Consider the following 15,328-nt stretch of genomic DNA (forward strand, 5'->3'; position numbering starts at 1 on the left):
CATGTCGTGGAGGTGTACGACATGCGGGGTGGGTGATTGCATCCCCCTTCTGTCCAGGAGGGGGCGTCTCAGGGCTCGTCGAAGATGAGCAGGCCCCGGGAGGTGTCCACGACATAGACGCGGCCATCCCCCGGCACGCGGATGCCGATGGCGCCGTCGGTGATGAAGTCGCTCCGGAACGGGTCCGACTCACGGAAGGTGTTGAAGTAAGCGAGCTCTCGAGGGCGCGTGGGGACGGACACGTCCAGTACGCGCACGCCTTCCTGGTAGTACGAGAGGTAGAGCCGGGTCCCCCGGAGCACCATGTTGTGGATGGAGGTGTGCTCGCGCAGTTGGTACCGGCCGATGAGCGGGATGTTCGTGGGGTCGGTGACGTCGAGCACGCGCAGGTGGGTGCCAGGGCCCTCTCCACCCTCGAAGGCGAGGGTCTTCCCCGCGAAGGTGCCCACCGCGCTCGCGTGGCTGAGCGGGCCGTTGGCCTCCGTGCCGAACGTGTAGCGCCCCAGCTCCTGGACGTTCATCGGGTCCTTCACGTCGAGCACGACGTAGCCCGTGGAGAACTGGTTGAGGTACAGCCGGCCCTCGTACGCGAAGGAGTCGTGCGGCGAGGGATAGCCGGAGACCGTGTCCCTGACGACGAAGCGGTTGAGGAGGACCGGCTCGAGCGGCTTGGAGATGTCGAAGATGAGCGTGTCGCCGACGGGGGCGGGGGACACGGCGTAGAGCCGGTCGCCGTCCACGAAGAGCGTGTGGACGTTGAGCGGGGCGCCGCCGGGGACGCTGCGCACGTAGGTGGGGTCCGCGGGGCGGGTGATGTCGAAGACGTGGACGCCCGCCTCGCCGCTGGCAATGTAGAGCGCGTCGTCCTTGGACCACGCGGCGTTCCAGTAGCCGTCCCCCGGGAGGGTGACCTGCTTGCGCAGGACGGGCTTGCGCGGGTTGCTCACGTCGAACACGGACAGGCCGCCCGGCGAGCGCGCGCCCAGCTCCACGGAGACGACGTAGGCGTGGCCCCGCGTCACGTAGAGGTCCGCGGGCAGGCCCAGGTCGACGGCGTTCTCCGACAGCAGGTCCAGCCCGCCGGAGGACTCGCCCTCGCCGCGTCCCCACTTCATGCGCGCGGCCTCGAACGTGCCGGTGGCGGTGACCTTGCCGTTGTTGCAGCGCAGGTAGCACCCCGTCACCAGTCCGGACGAAGGCGCGTCACAGCCGACGAGCGTCGTCTGCCGGGGCGTGTTGGCCTGGGTGTACCGGGAGGAGAGGATGAAGCCCTCCGCGAGCTGCTGTCGCGTCAAGGGACGGTTGTTGAGCGTGCCGGGCGTGCCGTCCTCGGGGACGCGGATGCCGGCGAAGTCGAGGTAGTTGGCCGTGTCGGGGCGCATCAGCGCCTGGTAGATGCCGTGGTCCTCCAGTGAGGCGAGCGCCGCGCCGTCACACGACGTCAGGTCGAAGAGCGAGGGCGCGCCGCAGTCGTCCACGACGGTGCCCACGGGGACGGTGAGGGTGCAGGTCGCGTAGGGGCCCCGGTCCACCCAGTCCGTCGGGTCGACCAGGGGCGTGTACGTCCCGTCCCAGGCCTCCTCCTCGACGTCGTCGTTGGAGTCGGAGCAGCCGGCTCCGAGCAGGGGAAGGGTGAGGAGCAGCGCGCGGAGACGCGGAGACGCGATGACCATGAGGGTGTGGCTCCTGACGAGGGCGGCTCCTCGTGCGGACGGGGCGCCGGGGGGGCCGGCCAGCATAGAGGCGCCCACGCGCGGTGGAGCCGGCGTGGCCCGTGTCCGCGCGGATGTCTGTCATTCGCGAAGCACCGCTTGGCGGGGGCACGACGCGCGTCGTAGCCTGTGCGGTCCGCTTCCCCACCTCCCGGGCCTGGAGTGCCTCCGGGAGGTGGGGCGCGCGTCACGTGGGGCGGCTACAGCCGGTCGCTGATGCGCTGCTGGAGCAGCCAGTCATACATCGCCGGCGTGGCGTAGGCGGTGTCCCACGTCGCGCCGTTGTGTCCGCCGTTGGGGTAGACGGTGACGGGGAGCATGGCGCTCGCGCCCGTGCCGCACTTCGTGTCGAGCCAGGTCTTCAGGTTGGCGGGCCGGGCCGGCGTATCCAACTGGCCGTGGAAGGCCCAGATGGGCAGGGGCTTGAGGTTGCAGACGTTGGCGTCGTTGGTGGGCGTGGACGTCATCGCGATGGGGACCATGGCGGCCATCAGGTTCGGCTGGGCGATGGCCAGCTCCAGGCTCACGTTGGCCCCGCCGCTCAGGCCCGTGAAGTAGATGCGGTCGGTGTCCACGCGGTAGTCCTTCTTCACGTCGTCCAGCAGCGCGAGCAGCGCGGCGGGCTGGAACCAGCCCGTGCCTTCATTGGTGAAGGGCGTGCGCTGGTTGGGGGAGATGACGATGGCCTGCATCGTCGCCCGGAAGCTGGCCGAGGTGAGCTGGCGGGCCAGGCCCTCCGGCTGTGACAACACCCCGGTGCGGTCGGTGGTGAGCGTGGCGCCGCCCAGGCCGTGCAGCGCGATGATGAGGGGCCAGCGGGTGGTGCGGTCCGCGTTGTAGGCCGTGGGCAGGAACAGCGCGTAGTCGTAGCGTGGGTTGCGCACGAGCGTCTGCTCACCGGCGGCGCAACTGGTGGGGCCGGAGGGGAGCAGGGCGGGCCGGCCCGTGAGCTCGAGCTCGCGCAGGCGGCAGTAGGGCTTGTCCTTGCAGACCACCCGGACCTTGGTGGTGGTGACGGGCGTGGTGAAGGTGAGGGTCCTCTGGGTGGTGCTCGTGGAGTTGCCCTCCACCACCGTGCCGGGAATCGTCTTCCAGCAGCCGCCGTCCCACGCTTGCAGCTCGAAGGCCGTCATGGCGTAGGCGGTCGTCGCGGAGATGGACAGGTGCAGCTTCGCGTCGTGGACCTCGTAGGCGCCCTGGAGGTCCACGTCGAGGTAGCTGTGCGTGTTGTAGACATAGGCGGACTCCCACCGGGTGGTGAGAGAGCCGTCCACCGCGAACGAGGCCGGGAGGGTGCCGTTGCTCGAGCTGGCGGAGGCGGGCTTGCCGAGCGCCACGTTGGTGAGCACGTCCGGGGCCGGGGCCACCGTCACGCTCACGTCGTCGGAGTGGGTGGCGCCGTCGTCGTCGGTGGCGGTGAGCCGGAAGGTGGAGGTGCCCAGGGAGAGGTTGCTCACGCTCAGCGTGGCCGTGTTGGCGCCGCTCAGCGTGGCGGCGGGGCCGGCCACCTGCGTCCAGGCGAAGGAGACGATGGTCCCGTCCGCGTCCGTCGCGCTCCCGCTGAACGTCGTCGCCTGGGTGGGGAGGGTGAGGCCCTGGTCCGGCCCGGCGTTGGCCACCGGGGGGATGTTGGCCGTGCTCCCGTGCTCCGTGCCGAACACCCACAGCTCCTTCACGCGGCAGTTGTCCGCCAGCGGGTCCTTGCAGGAGAACCGCACCTTCTTCGCCGTCACCGTCTGGGTGAAGGTCGTCGACACCGCGACGCTGGTGTTGCCCGTCTGGCTGGCGCCGGGGATGAGCTTCCAGCCCGTGCCGTCGTCGTAGAAGACCTCGTAGCTCTTGATGGCGCGGTCGTCACGGAAGCCCGTGTAGAGCTCCATGCGCACCAGGTCGAACGTCCCCTGCAGGTCGATGTCGAGCAGGCGCGACTCGTTGTAGATGCCCGGGCACCAGCGGGAGTCGTCGGAGGTGATGTTCCCGTCCACCGCGTAGGCCGGCTGGAAGGGCGCCTGGGTGACGCTGGCCGTGGCGGGCTTGTTGAGCGTCACGTTGATGAGCGCGTCGAGCGCCTCCGCGCCCTGCCCCAGGGCCGTGTGCGGCATGCCGGTCTCCGGCCCTCCACAGCCGGCCAGCGCGCAGGCGAGCAACACGCCCGAGAGTGTGTGAATCCGTCGCAAGGTGGACCTCCTCGAAGATGTGAGGTCCCCACGATGCTCCGGGCGCGGGCTTCGTCGGAAGTCGAATTTCGGTAATTTCGATGTCGAGTGGTACTTGCACTTCGATTTCAATAGCAGCGGATCGGCTTCGGGCTTGGGGTCGGGCTCCTCGATGATTTCAAGCTCACCCTCGGCTTCGGCGGGAGGCGGTGGGCACGGAGCGGCTGTGTGGAGGCCACGCGAGCCTCCGGAGCCGTCCGAGGGGGTTCTCGACAGCTTGATAGACCCCGGTGCCCCCTCCGTCCGTTCCATCCCGCCGGAGCAGTTCCCGCGTGCTGGAAGCGGCAAGGCGTACAGTCCCAGCGCGCCGTCCCTCGAGAGGAGTTCCGTGCCGAGAGCATTCGTGAGCTGGCTGCTGGGGTCCCTTCTCCTGCTGGTCGCCGGCCCCGCGGCGGCGGATGACGTGACGTGGGGGAGCCCGGTCAAGGGCGTGCGGCTCGGGCTGGCCATCGTCCCGAGCAGCGGGCCGCTTCCCACCGAGTTGGAGCTGGAGGCCGTCGCACACAACGTGACCTCCGCCCACCAACAGCTCCCCGTCCAGGTCTGCGGCACCGTGAACTGGACGGCCTTCATCCGGCTCCATGTGCGCACCTCCAAGGGACGCGTCTTCAGCTACCCCGTCGACGCGCTCGTCGATGTCGACAACCTCCATCCCCATGGGCCCGCGAACCTCGCGCCCGGCGAAACACTCCGCGAGCGCTTCTCCCTGAAGCGCGTCGTCAGGATGCCGACGGAGAACCCGGGGGACGCGGAGCTGTGGACCCTCCTGGAGACGCCGCAACGGGTGGAGCTGTGGATGGACCTCGTGGACGACACGGGCGTGTCTCGCATTCGCAGCGGTCACCTGAAGCACCGCCTGGGGTTGCCCACCACGGCGGCCCCCGTGCAGGCACGGGGTTGCGTGTCCCGGATCGCCGCGGGGGGCCGTGCGGCCTGTGCGCTGCTCCACGACGGCACGCCCTGGTGTTGGGGCTCCAACCCACCTGGAGCGTCCGGCACCGCGGAGTCTTCCCAGGCCCCGAGCGGGTCTTCGCCGTCACCGTTGCGCCTGCTTACGGGGGCCGTCGTCGAGTTGGGCATGGAACACGGCATCGCTTGCATGAGGACCTCCTCGGGCGCGGGGTACTGCGCGGGGGGCAACCTGGACGCCTCCGAGGCGGGCTCAGGGGCGCGGGGCGGACATCCCGTGCGAGTCCAGCGTCTGGAGGACGCGGCGGAGTTGTATGGCGCGCAGTGCGCTCGGGTGAGAGATGGCGCGCTGACGTGTTGGAGCCTGCTCGGGCCGCCCGCCCCGACCTCCGACGGACCCCTCACGACCCGGTGGGCGGAGTCCGCTCCGGGCGTGGCGCAGGTGGCCAGGGGCGGCGATTTCACCTGTGCGCTCCGACGGGACGGGACGCTGTGGTGCTGGGGCGCCAACGCCAGTGGTCAGCTCGGCGCCGGAGATGTCGCGCCACATCCGGGACCGGTGCGGGTCTCCACGCTCCCACGGGAGGTGGTCTCCGTCGCCGCGGGGACGAGCCACGCGTGCGCCGCCCTGCGCGATGGCTCCTTGTGGTGTTGGGGGCGCAGCGAGTACGGCGCCCTGGGCCTGGGAGACGTCCACGCCAGCTCCGCGCCCGCCCCCGTCGTCGGAATGAGCGAGGTGGTGCGTGTGGCGGCGGGTTTCCAGAAGACCTGTGTCTGGAAGAAGGATGGCTCGCTCTGGTGCGCGGGAGATTTGTTGAAGGACACGCCTTCTCAGGCGCTCGCGAAGGTGCCGGTGGCAATGAAGGAGCTGGGCCACGCCATCGAGGAGGTGGTGTTCGGCTTCCGCCACACCTGCGCGCGCACCACGGGCGAAGCAGGGGGGACGGGGAACGTCTTCTGCTGGGGCGAGAACACGGAGGGGCAGAGCGGGAGCCCCCAGCGCGCGTCCGGTCTGCCGGGACAGGCCATCGCGCTGACCGCCGGAGACGCCTTCACCTGCGCCATCACCACCGAAGGCTCGGCCTGGTGCTGGGGCGATGGCACCGAGGGACAGTTGGGCACGGGGCGAGACAGCTCCAGCGCGCGTCCCGTGCGCGTCCGGCTGCCTTGCCCCGAATGACCCGCGCACCCGGAGCAGGGGCTTCCCACCTGGAGCCGGTGTCGAACACTTCCATCGAAACACCCCTGAGCGGGCGAGACAGCGCGTGCTGGATGTCGCTCCCGCGGAGGGGGTCTCGACAGCCCGCTAGAGCCGGACCTGGACCCGCACGCCGGGCTGGAACCAGAAGTGCACCGTCTTCTGCTCGATGCTCCCGGAGCGGAGCTCCTGGCCGTTCCGCTCCAGCGTGGCCCGGAGGAACCTCCCCGCGGACCCGGAGAAGTAGGGGCCGACCCGCACGACGTCGAAGAGCTTGAAGTCGATGCCCGCCTGGAGGTTCAGGAGCTCGAACCCCGTGGCCGTCGCGATGAGCCGCCCGGCCTGGTCGTCGGTCGTCGTCTTCAACCGCTCGAGGCCGACGCCCGCGCCCACCCAGGGGGACCCGTTGGAGTCCGAGAGGGCGTGATAGCTGAGGCCGAGCCCCAGCCGCAGGACGCTCCCGCGGCGGGTGTCCTCGGTGGCGCTCCCCGAGTACTGGCCGATGCCGTATTGCCCCTGGAGGTTCAAGGCGAGGCGGGGCGTGAAGAAATAGGAGAGGTCGACCTGGGGCGCGATGACGGCGTCGGTGTGGCCGGCCATGGGGCTCTGCTTGAATGCATCACCCCGGGCAATGCCGTACGCGAGCCGGGCGCCCACGGCGAAGCCCGTGGCCTTCGGCGCGGTTTCTGGGAGAGGTGTCTCCTGGGCGGCGGCCGGCAGGGCCAGCAGCGCGAGCAGCGGAGTCAGGAGACGAAAGGGACTCGGATGCGAGGGATTCGGGAGAAGGGCAGTCATGGTTTGTGGTTGCGCAACACGGTGCCCCCGACCAGGCAGTCCGGATGTGAGCCTATTCCACGGCCGTGCGCAAGATGGACGTGGGGATGAGCGCGAGCGCGGGCGTCGCCCGTCGACTCGCGGACGCGTTACAGCCGGACCTGCAGCCGCACGCCGGGCTGGAGCCAGAAGTGCACCGCCTTCTGGTCGATGCTCGTGGAGCTGGGCTCCTGGCCATCCAGATGCGTCGAGTGCTGGAGATAGGTTCCCAGGGTCCCCGCGACGTAGGGGCCGATCCGCAGGGCGTCGAGGACCTTGAAGTCGATGCCCATCTGGAGGTTGAGGAACTCGAGCCCCCAATTGACCTGGGTCGATTTCCCGATGAGGGGGCTGTCCTCCGTGGTCGCGAACCGCTCGACACCCACGCCCGCGCCCAGCCAATGGTTCCAGAAGGAGTTCGAGGGGAAGTGGTAGCTGAGACCGACTCCCAGCCGCAGGACGCTACCTCGGCACGTCTCGTCGCCGCAGATGAGCGGATACCGGGCGATGCCGTACTGGCCCTGGAGGTCCACGGCTGCGTGGGGCGTGAAGAAATAGGACACGTCCACCTGGGACGCGATGGCTCCGTCGACCTCGAGGGGCAGGGGCCGCTCGGCGGCGGAGTCGCCGAAGGGCAGGCCATACGCCAGCCGGGCGCCCACGGCGAAGCCCGGGGGCTTCGGTGTGGCTTCAGGGGGCGGTGTCTCCTGTGCGCTGGCTGGCAGGGCCAGGAGCGCGAGCAACGGGGCCAGGAGCCGAGAGGGCGGGAGCAGCGGGGGAGTCCGGGGCGGGCGTGGCATGGCTTGGTGTCTCGACACAGCGGCCCCCGACCGGGCGGTGCCGCATGTCAGCGCATTCCACGACGACTCGCAAGACGAAGGTGGGGCCGGGAGCGAAGCTGCTCCCGGCCCCGGGCTTCCGAGGGGGTGAGGCCTTGGAAGCGACGTCTGGGGACGGCTAGTTCTCCAGCGAGTCGGGCGTCACGAAGTCACTGAACGTCGAGCCGCCGCCGCTGATGCTCTCCACCGAGTAGTAGAAGCGCTTGCCCGCCGCCGAGTCCTTGTCGAAGAACCGCAGCGCCGTCGTCTCGGTGGTCGCCGCGTCGACCTCGAACCCGCCGATGGCCTCGCCGCGGGTGCCGTCGAGCTTGTCCGTCCGGTAGATGCGGTACGCCTTGTGGTGGACCGCGTGCGGCCAGGTCAGCGCCACCACGCCGGCCTCACGGTCGAGCCGCGCCGCGAGGTCCACGGGGAAGGGCGCGGTGTCGGGGCTGAGGACGTTGACGTCGTAGCGCACGCCACCCAGCTCCTGGCCCTTGTCGTCGGTCTCGAACACGTTCACCGGGAACTCACCCGCCTCGCCCTTGGACGTGAAGGTCAGGTGGATCCGCTCGTCCATCTTCTCCTGCGTGCGGAAGGTCAGCGAGCCGCCGCCGCCGCCGAAGCGCAGGCGGGTGCCCTCGACGCCCTCCAGGCCCTCGGCCTTGCCGCCCGCGGCCTTCCAGAGGGCGTAGAGCCGCTCGCCCAGGTCCAGGGCGACGGCGCCCGGGAACACCGTCTTGGTCGGCTTGATGTGCAGCGTCAGCGCGCGGCCGATGGGAGGACGCACGTCGTACGTGGTGGTGCCCGTGCCGCCCGTCAGGATGCGGATGACGTCCACGTTGCGCCAGGCGATGTTGTTGTTGGCCTGGGTGTTGGTGACGGTGTTGGAGCCGATGAGCTCGGGGTACGTCATGGGGTCGCCCGGAGACACCCACCGCGCCAGGAGGCAGTAGTGGCCCGGCACCGGGACGTTCGGCCACGGGATGCGGATGTCACGCGTCTCGCCGGCGTCCAGGAAGATGCCGTGCTCGGCCTTGATGAGGTTCCAGCTCCCGCTGCCCCAGGCCACGTTGCCGCCCGCGGACAGGTAGTAGAGCATCAGCGTGCCACCGATGGGGCCCGTGGCGCGGTTGGGGCCGTAGTTGCGCAGGGTGACGAAGACGTAGTTGTTCGGCGAGCCGTAAACAGGGTTGGTGGACGTGCCGCAGCCGTTGACGTTGTTGCAGACCTTGATGTCGGGGCTCATGTAGATGGAGCCGGTGCTGGGCTCGTAGCCGTTGTCCGCGGGCGTGTCGCGAATGAACACGTCGGAAGGCTGACGGCAGTCGCTCAGGAAGTCCTGCACGGCCAGGGCCGCGTCGGAGCCGTTGGGCGCCGTCTGACGGAACAGGCCGTTGGACGCGGTGGCGTAGCCCTGCATGATGCTCACCGCGGTGGGGTCCGGCGTGCCGGAGGTGGGGACGTAGACGGCGTGGATCTTGATGCCGTTGGCGCCCGCGGCGGCGCCCACCGCGTTGGCCAGCGCCGGGCCGGTGTAGTTGTCGTTGAAGCCGCCGGGCAGGTTGTCGGTGATGAGGATGACCACGCGGCGGGCGCCCGTGCGCCAGTAGCCGAAGAAGTTCCCCGTCTGGCCCGCGCGCGCGCCCAGGTTGTTGACGACGGTGTTGAGCGCCTCGTCGGAGGCCTCGGGCGCGCCCCAGCCGCCGTTGGCGAACAGCGTGGAGATGGAGGTGGAGACCGCGACGTCGTTGCCCGCGGCCAGGTCGTGAACCACCGTGACGTCGTCCTTGAAGGTGACGAGGCCCAGCCGGTAGTCGCCGTTGGAGGAGATCTGGATCTGCGACAGCAGCGTGCTGAAGCCCGCCTGGAAGGAGGCCAGCGACCCGCCCATGCTGCCGGTGTCGTCGATGGCGAACACGACGTCGAGCGGGCCACACTCGCACCGGTCGACGTAGGGCGGCTCGCCGCGAGCGGGCGCCTTGGCCGCCGCGGCGGCCTGGGTGGCTACGAGCAGACAGAGCAGTGCGGTCCCGAACCATGGCGTGGTGCGGGCGCCGAGGGTGCCTCTCTTTGACATGGGGTGTTCCTTTTAAGGGGTTTCCACCATGGCGCGGTGTCTTGCATTCCAGGGTGGCGCTCCCGGATGAGCACGAAGCAGGCCACGTCTGGATGGCTCGTAATCACAGGCATACTTGAAGTATGTGTGGCGGAATCCGTTACGTGACCCGACGGGTTTGTGATGTCCGCTGCTACAGTCGGTGGGTGCGCGCCCGAATCCTCGCCGTGACTCCGGGGTGGCTCCTCGCCTCGTGTCTGTCCGTGTCATCTCCGTCACCGTCGAGTGTCGCCTCGGAGGCGGTGTCCCACTGTGGATCACCCGGGACGCTGTGCTGGGACTTCGAGGAGGGGAGGGTGCCGCCCGGATGGACGCCGCACCGCGACGAGTTCGAGGGCCAGCTCCAGGTCGATGACACGCGCACCCACAGTGGGCGTTACGCGTTGCATGCCAAGGCGTTGCTGGGTGGAAGAGAGGGATTGCAGGGTGGGCCGAAAAAGACGCTGCGATTCAATCTTCCAGTGAACTTCGGGCCCGTGCTGTGGGGCCGGGTCTTCGTCTACACATCCCCGGCGAGGCCCATGTCACACGCGGGGCTCTTCAACGCGCGTTATCCGCGGCCCGGGCGGGAGGGGGGCGCCTTCGACACGCTGGACTGGTACGAGGTGGCCTCGTTCCAGGAGCGCTACATGGCCATCTGGCATCCGCCGGAGCCGCCGGGCTTCCCGGAGTGGGTGCAGGTGTCGGACACGCCGGTGGTGCTCGACGCGTGGGCCTGTCTGGAGTGGCACTTCGACGCGGCCCCTGGCGGAGAGGCGCAGGCCGCGGAGCCGCGCGTCTGGGTGGACGGGGTGGAGTTGGCGTGGCCGCGCCGGTTCGTCTTCTCCGACCCGCCCGTCTCCGCGCCGGTGGTGCGGGAGAAGGGCCGCGACTTCACCGTGCTGGAGGTGGGGGTCTTCCTCTACCAGGGCCTGTCGGTGCCGACGGACTGGTGGCTGGACGACCTGGCGGTGGGCCCGCGCCGCATCGGCTGCGCGGGGCCCTCGCGCTGAATGAGGCCTCAGGCCGGGTGGAGCCTCAGGACGTAGAGGAAGTCCTTCACCGTCTGGCCACGGCCCACGACGAGGCCGTCCTGGAGGATGAGGACCTCCTCCAGCGAGTCCTCGAACCAGGTCAGCGGCGTGGTCGGGTCGAGCTTCGAGTGGAAGCTCACGGGCCCGTCGCTCAGCAGCTCCCAGAAGCGCCCGCGGGTGACGTCGTCCGGTTCGGAGCCGCCGTCCAGGTCGGCCCGGAGCGCCCCGGTCTCGAGGTCGAAGATTCGGGTGTGGAGGTCGTTGGCCCGCGTCACCAGCAGGCCGTCGCGCAGGGCCACGGCGAAGGCGAGCGAGGGGTGGGGCAGCTCGTGCAGGAGCGCGCCCGTGCGGGTGTCGAAGACGCGCACGCGCCAGTCCATCGCGCACGCGGCCACGCGCGTGCCGTCGTCGGTGAAGCCGAGCCCGATGATGGGGCTGTCCCCTCCGCGGAGCGTGCGGCCCTGGCCGGTGGAGAGGTCGAACAGCTCGAGCGCGCCTTCGTCCTGGCCCACCGCGAGGAGGGGCGCCGCGCGCGCCGCGGCCCAGGCGGGGGTGGGGTTGCTGATGACATGGGTGTCGAGCACGCGCGCGCCGCTCGCCAGGGAGAACACCAGCAGGCGCGACTCCTCCGGGAAGCTCGCCACCACGTGCGCGCCGTCCGGCGTGAAGTCCACCAGGTCGATGGGGCCCCTGGGCCCGCGCAGCGTGTGCGCGAGCGCGCCGCCGGGAAGGTGCCACACCCGCACCGCGCCGGGCTCGAGGACCGCGGCCACCCGCCGTCCATCCGGGGAGAAGGCCACGGGCCGCTCGTCCAGGGGCGGCGCGTGGCCGGTGCCCGACGCGGCGAGCGGCGGCGCGGTCAGGTCGAGCGCGGGCACGAGCTGCTCCATGTCGAGCACCCGCACGCCCAGGAGGGGCGGGCGCCCGAACTTGCGCGTGGGATAGGCCATCCGCGCGCCGTCCGGGCTGTCGCGCCACGGCTGGCCGAAGGCCTCCTCCGGGTCCACGGGGAAGGGGCGGACCCGTCCGCCGCTGTCGATGGCGACGGACTCGCGGAGTGCTCGCGCGACCACCACGCGCCCTCCCGGGTGTCCCCAGAGGCCCTGGACGCGCCGCTGGCCGGCGCGGAGCGTGGGGGGCGGCGGTGCGGTGAGGTCGCTCACGCAGGCCCGACCATCCGCGCCGCTGAGCGCGAAGCGCGTGCCGCCCGGTTGGAAGCTCGCGGTGCGCTGATGGCTGTCGGATTCGTAGGGGTGGGTGTGGAGGACGTCGCCGCCGCGCGCGTCCAGGACCTCGACCCGGTTGAAGGACAGCAGGCCCAGGCGGTGGGCATCGAGCCACGTCACCGAGGAATAGCGGCCCTGTCCCCGGAGCGGGCCCTGGCGCGTCCAGCCCCGCGTCTCCGCGAGCGCGATGCCGTCGAAGTCCGTGAACGCCAGCCACTCGCCATCCGGGCTGAAGGCGACGGAGTCGACGGACGTCTCCGCCTCCAGGCGCGCCACCTCCGCGCCGGTCTCCACGTCCCAGACGCGCACCGTGTTGTCGGAGGAGCCACTCGCCAGCCAGCGGCCGGAGGGATGGAAGGCCAGCGTGAGCACGGACTGCATGTGTCCGGAGAACGTGCGCTCCTTCTCGCCGGAGGCCACGTCGAACAGGCGCACCTTCCACCCGAGGTTCCCGGTGGCGAGCACCTGCCCGTCCGGGCTGAAGGCCACCGCGGTCACCTGGCCCTCCTGCCCCGTCATCGCGTGCAGCAGCTCCCCCGTGCGCGCGTCCCAGAGGCGCGCGTCGTGGTCCCTCGAGCCGGAGGCGAGCCGCGCGCCGTCCGGGCTCCAGGCCAGGGCGCGGATTTCGCCCTCGTGGCCGTCCAGCGCCAGGAGCCGCTCGCCCGTGGCCGCGTCCCACACGAGGACGTTCCGCTCGTCCGCCCAGCTCCCCGTGGCCAGCCGGTCCCCCGTGGGGCTGTAGGCGACCTGGAGCACCTGGGCCTCGTGGCGCAGGGCCAGCTCCACGCCCTCCAGCTCGTCGCGGAGCGGCAGCAACGACTCCAGCCAGGGGCGGCCCGTCCCCTGCGCCGCGCGCTCCCGGCGCCAGTGCTCCGCGAGCGCGTGCAGGTGCGCGTCCGGACGGCTCCAGGGGCCTTGCTCCTCCTGGAAGTGCGCGGCGGCGTCCGGCGCGTCGAACCAGCGCAGCCGGTTGTAGAGGCCCTGGAAGAGCGTCTCCGGATGGTCGCGGAGCAGCCCGGCGTCGCGCTGGAGGGCCGTGCGCAGGATGCGCAGCGTCCGGGGGCTCACCTCGGGGCCGTCGCCGTCGCCGCCGCGCGCGCGGGCCTCGGCCGGCAGGCGCGCGAGCGCGTCGTCGAGGGCGGCGAGGAGCCCGTCCAGGCCTTCGTCGCGCAGCAGGTCCTCGAGCGTGGGCAGGTGCGTCAGGGTGTGGAGGTCGTGGGCCATGGCCCGCGCATCGTGGTCGTGGAGGTGGGAGGACGGCAAGCGCGCACCGCCTCCACGACCCCGGTGTGCCCGGACGCGTCAGACGCTGGGGTGCTGCTCCCAGTCGCGCTCGCCGCCCTCCTCGGGGCTCCACGTCCCGGGGCGCAGCGCCGCGTCCATGGCGGTGACGGCCTGGACGATGTGCTCCGCGTCGATGCCCGCCGCGCTCATCAGCTCCCCGGGCTTGCCGGAGCCGGGGAGCTTGCGCACCGCGAGCCGCACCACGTGGGGCGGGGCCTGGCGCTCGTCGGCGGAGAAGGCCTCGAGCACCGCGTCGGCGAGGCCGCCCTCGGCCCAGTGGTCCTCGACGACGACGAGCCGCCCCTGCGTCTCGCGCGCGGCCTGCCGCAGCGTCTTCGCGTCCACGGGCTTCACCGAGTAGAGGTCGATGACCCGCACCGGCAGGCCCTTCGCCAACAGCCGCTCGTGGGCCTTCAGCGCCTCGTGCAGGGTGATGCCGGCGGCCACCACCGTGGCCACGTCCCGCTCCGAGCGGCGCAACACCTTGCTGCCGCCCAGGGGGAACTCCTCCTTCGCGGAGTAGATGAGCGGCGTCTTCGCGCGCGTGGTGCGCAGGTAGGTGACGCCCGGGCAGTCCACCAGCCGGGCCATGAGCTTCACCGTCTGGTTCGCGTCGCACGGGTAGAGCACGGTGCTGCCGTTCACCGCGCGCATCATGGCCAGGTCCTCCAGGCCCATCTGGGAGGGGCCGTCCTCGCCGATGGAGCACCCCGCGTGGCTGCCGCAGACGTGCAGCGTCGCGTTGGAGACGGCGGCCATGCGCAACTGGTCATAGGCGCGCGTGAGGAAGGCCGCGAACGTGCTGAGGAAGACGCGCTTGCCCAGCACCGCCATGCCCACGCCGCTGGAGACCATGTTCTGCTCCGCGATGAACATCTCGAAGAACCGCTTGGGGTGGTGCTCGCGCAGCTCCTGCGAATACGTGGAGTTGGACACCTCCGCGTCCAGCGCCACCACGTCCGGATACGCGTCGCCGAGCGCCGCGAGCGCGTCGCCGTAGGCCTTGCGCGTGGCGACCGGCTCGTCGGCCGCGTAGGTCGGCGGCTTCCAGGGGGTGGTGCGCTCCGGGGCCGCGGGCTTGCGCGCCGGGGGCTTGTGCACCTGGATGCGGAGGTTCCGCTCTCCACCGAGCTCGCGGATGGCCTCGCGGGCCTGCTGCTCGGAGAAGGGCTTGCCGTGCCAGCCTTCCTTGTTGGCGACGGCGGAGTAGCCCCGCCCCTTCTCCGTCTTGAAGATGAGGCAGGTGGGCTTGCCCGTCGTCTCCTGGGCCTCCGCGAAGGCGCGGTCGATGGCGCCCAGGTCGTGGCCATCCAGCGCGAGCGCGTGCCACCCGAAGGCCCGGGCGCGGGCGACATAGGCCTCCGCGTACCAGCCCAGCTCCGTGGGGCCGCTCTGTCCCAGCCGGTTCATGTCGATGAGCGCGCAGAGGTTGTCGAGCTGGTAGTGGCTGGCCTTGTCGAAGGCCTCCCACACGGAGCCCTCGGCCGTCTCGCTGTCACCCATCAGCACGTAGGTGCGGAAGGGCAGCTCGTCCAGCCGGGCGGTGAGCGCCATGCCCACGCCCACCGCGAGCCCCTGCCCGAGCGAGCCGGTGGCCACGTCCACGAGCGGCAGCACATGCGGGTTGGGGTGTCCCTCGAGCCGGCTGCCGAACTTGCGCAGTGACAGCAGCTCCGCGTCGTCGATGGCCCCCGCGGCCTTGAACGCCGCGTAGAGGACCGGGCAGGCGTGGCCCTTGGAGAGGATGAAGCGGTCGTTGTCCGGCGCCCGCGGATGCGCGAAGTCGAACCGCAGGTACTTCTGGAACAGCACCGCCATGATGTCCGCCGCGGACATGGAGGAGGTCGGGTGTCCCGAGCCCGCCGCCGTGGTGGCGCGGATGCTGTCGACCCGAAGCTGGGCCGCGAGCTCTGCCAGTGCGTCTGCCATCGTTGCTCTCCCGGGAGGTCGTGTCCCCCAAGGGTGTTGATGGGCGACATCCGAGAGAAGCGGCGGCCCCCGCTCGGCGGCCTGGAGGGCG

General features: G+C 70.9%; 9 protein-coding genes. 2 read left to right on the plus strand and 7 right to left on the minus strand.

Annotation, left to right across the window (positions count from 1 at the left end):
- Window positions 1-68: 68 nt before the first annotated feature.
- A complete protein-coding gene (locus tag LZ198_RS15245; protein WP_253972683.1) occupies window positions 69-1,673 on the minus strand; it encodes an LVIVD repeat-containing protein in 1,605 nt (534 codons plus the stop codon).
- Between the two features lie 239 nt (window positions 1,674-1,912).
- On the minus strand, window positions 1,913-3,889 hold the full coding sequence (locus LZ198_RS15250; protein ID WP_253972684.1) for a discoidin domain-containing protein: 1,977 nt from the start codon (window positions 3,887-3,889) through the stop codon (window positions 1,913-1,915).
- Between the two features lie 367 nt (window positions 3,890-4,256).
- On the opposite strand from LZ198_RS15250, the gene LZ198_RS43435 reads away from it, so the two are divergent.
- A complete protein-coding gene (locus LZ198_RS43435; protein WP_253972685.1) occupies window positions 4,257-6,017 on the plus strand; it encodes an RCC1 domain-containing protein in 1,761 nt (586 codons plus the stop codon).
- A 126-nt stretch (window positions 6,018-6,143) separates the two neighbouring features.
- Here LZ198_RS43435 and LZ198_RS15260 read toward each other — a convergent pair whose 3' ends face one another.
- From LZ198_RS15260 to LZ198_RS15270, 3 genes are all read right to left on the minus strand, one after another.
- Entirely contained in the window at window positions 6,144-6,830 is a 687-nt protein-coding gene (locus tag LZ198_RS15260) for an outer membrane beta-barrel protein (RefSeq protein ID WP_253972686.1), read from the minus strand.
- 128 nt (window positions 6,831-6,958) lie between these two features.
- Window positions 6,959-7,648, minus strand: coding sequence for a hypothetical protein (locus tag LZ198_RS15265; protein WP_253972687.1), 690 nt, complete (start codon window positions 7,646-7,648; stop codon window positions 6,959-6,961).
- A gap of 157 nt (window positions 7,649-7,805) precedes the next feature.
- Window positions 7,806-9,746 carry a vWA domain-containing protein gene (locus LZ198_RS15270; protein WP_253972688.1) on the minus strand — a complete coding sequence of 647 codons (1,941 nt, stop codon included), beginning with the start codon at window positions 9,744-9,746 and terminating at the stop codon, window positions 7,806-7,808.
- Between the two features lie 335 nt (window positions 9,747-10,081).
- On the opposite strand from LZ198_RS15270, the gene LZ198_RS15275 reads away from it, so the two are divergent.
- Entirely contained in the window at window positions 10,082-10,777 is a 696-nt protein-coding gene (locus LZ198_RS15275; protein ID WP_253972689.1) for a hypothetical protein, read from the plus strand.
- 8 nt (window positions 10,778-10,785) lie between these two features.
- Here the strand turns inward: LZ198_RS15275 and LZ198_RS15280 are convergent, their stop codons facing one another.
- Both LZ198_RS15280 and LZ198_RS15285 read right to left on the minus strand, forming a co-directional pair.
- Window positions 10,786-13,248 carry a WD40 repeat domain-containing protein gene (locus LZ198_RS15280; RefSeq protein WP_253972690.1) on the minus strand — a complete coding sequence of 821 codons (2,463 nt, stop codon included), beginning with the start codon at window positions 13,246-13,248 and terminating at the stop codon, window positions 10,786-10,788.
- Between the two features lie 78 nt (window positions 13,249-13,326).
- Window positions 13,327-15,237, minus strand: coding sequence for a transketolase (locus LZ198_RS15285; RefSeq protein ID WP_253972691.1), 1,911 nt, complete (start codon window positions 15,235-15,237; stop codon window positions 13,327-13,329).
- Window positions 15,238-15,328: the final 91 nt, after the last annotated feature.

Origin of the sequence: Myxococcus dinghuensis (assembly GCF_024198235.1) — a bacterium.
In the GTDB taxonomy this organism is placed as follows: domain Bacteria; phylum Myxococcota; class Myxococcia; order Myxococcales; family Myxococcaceae; genus Myxococcus; species Myxococcus dinghuensis.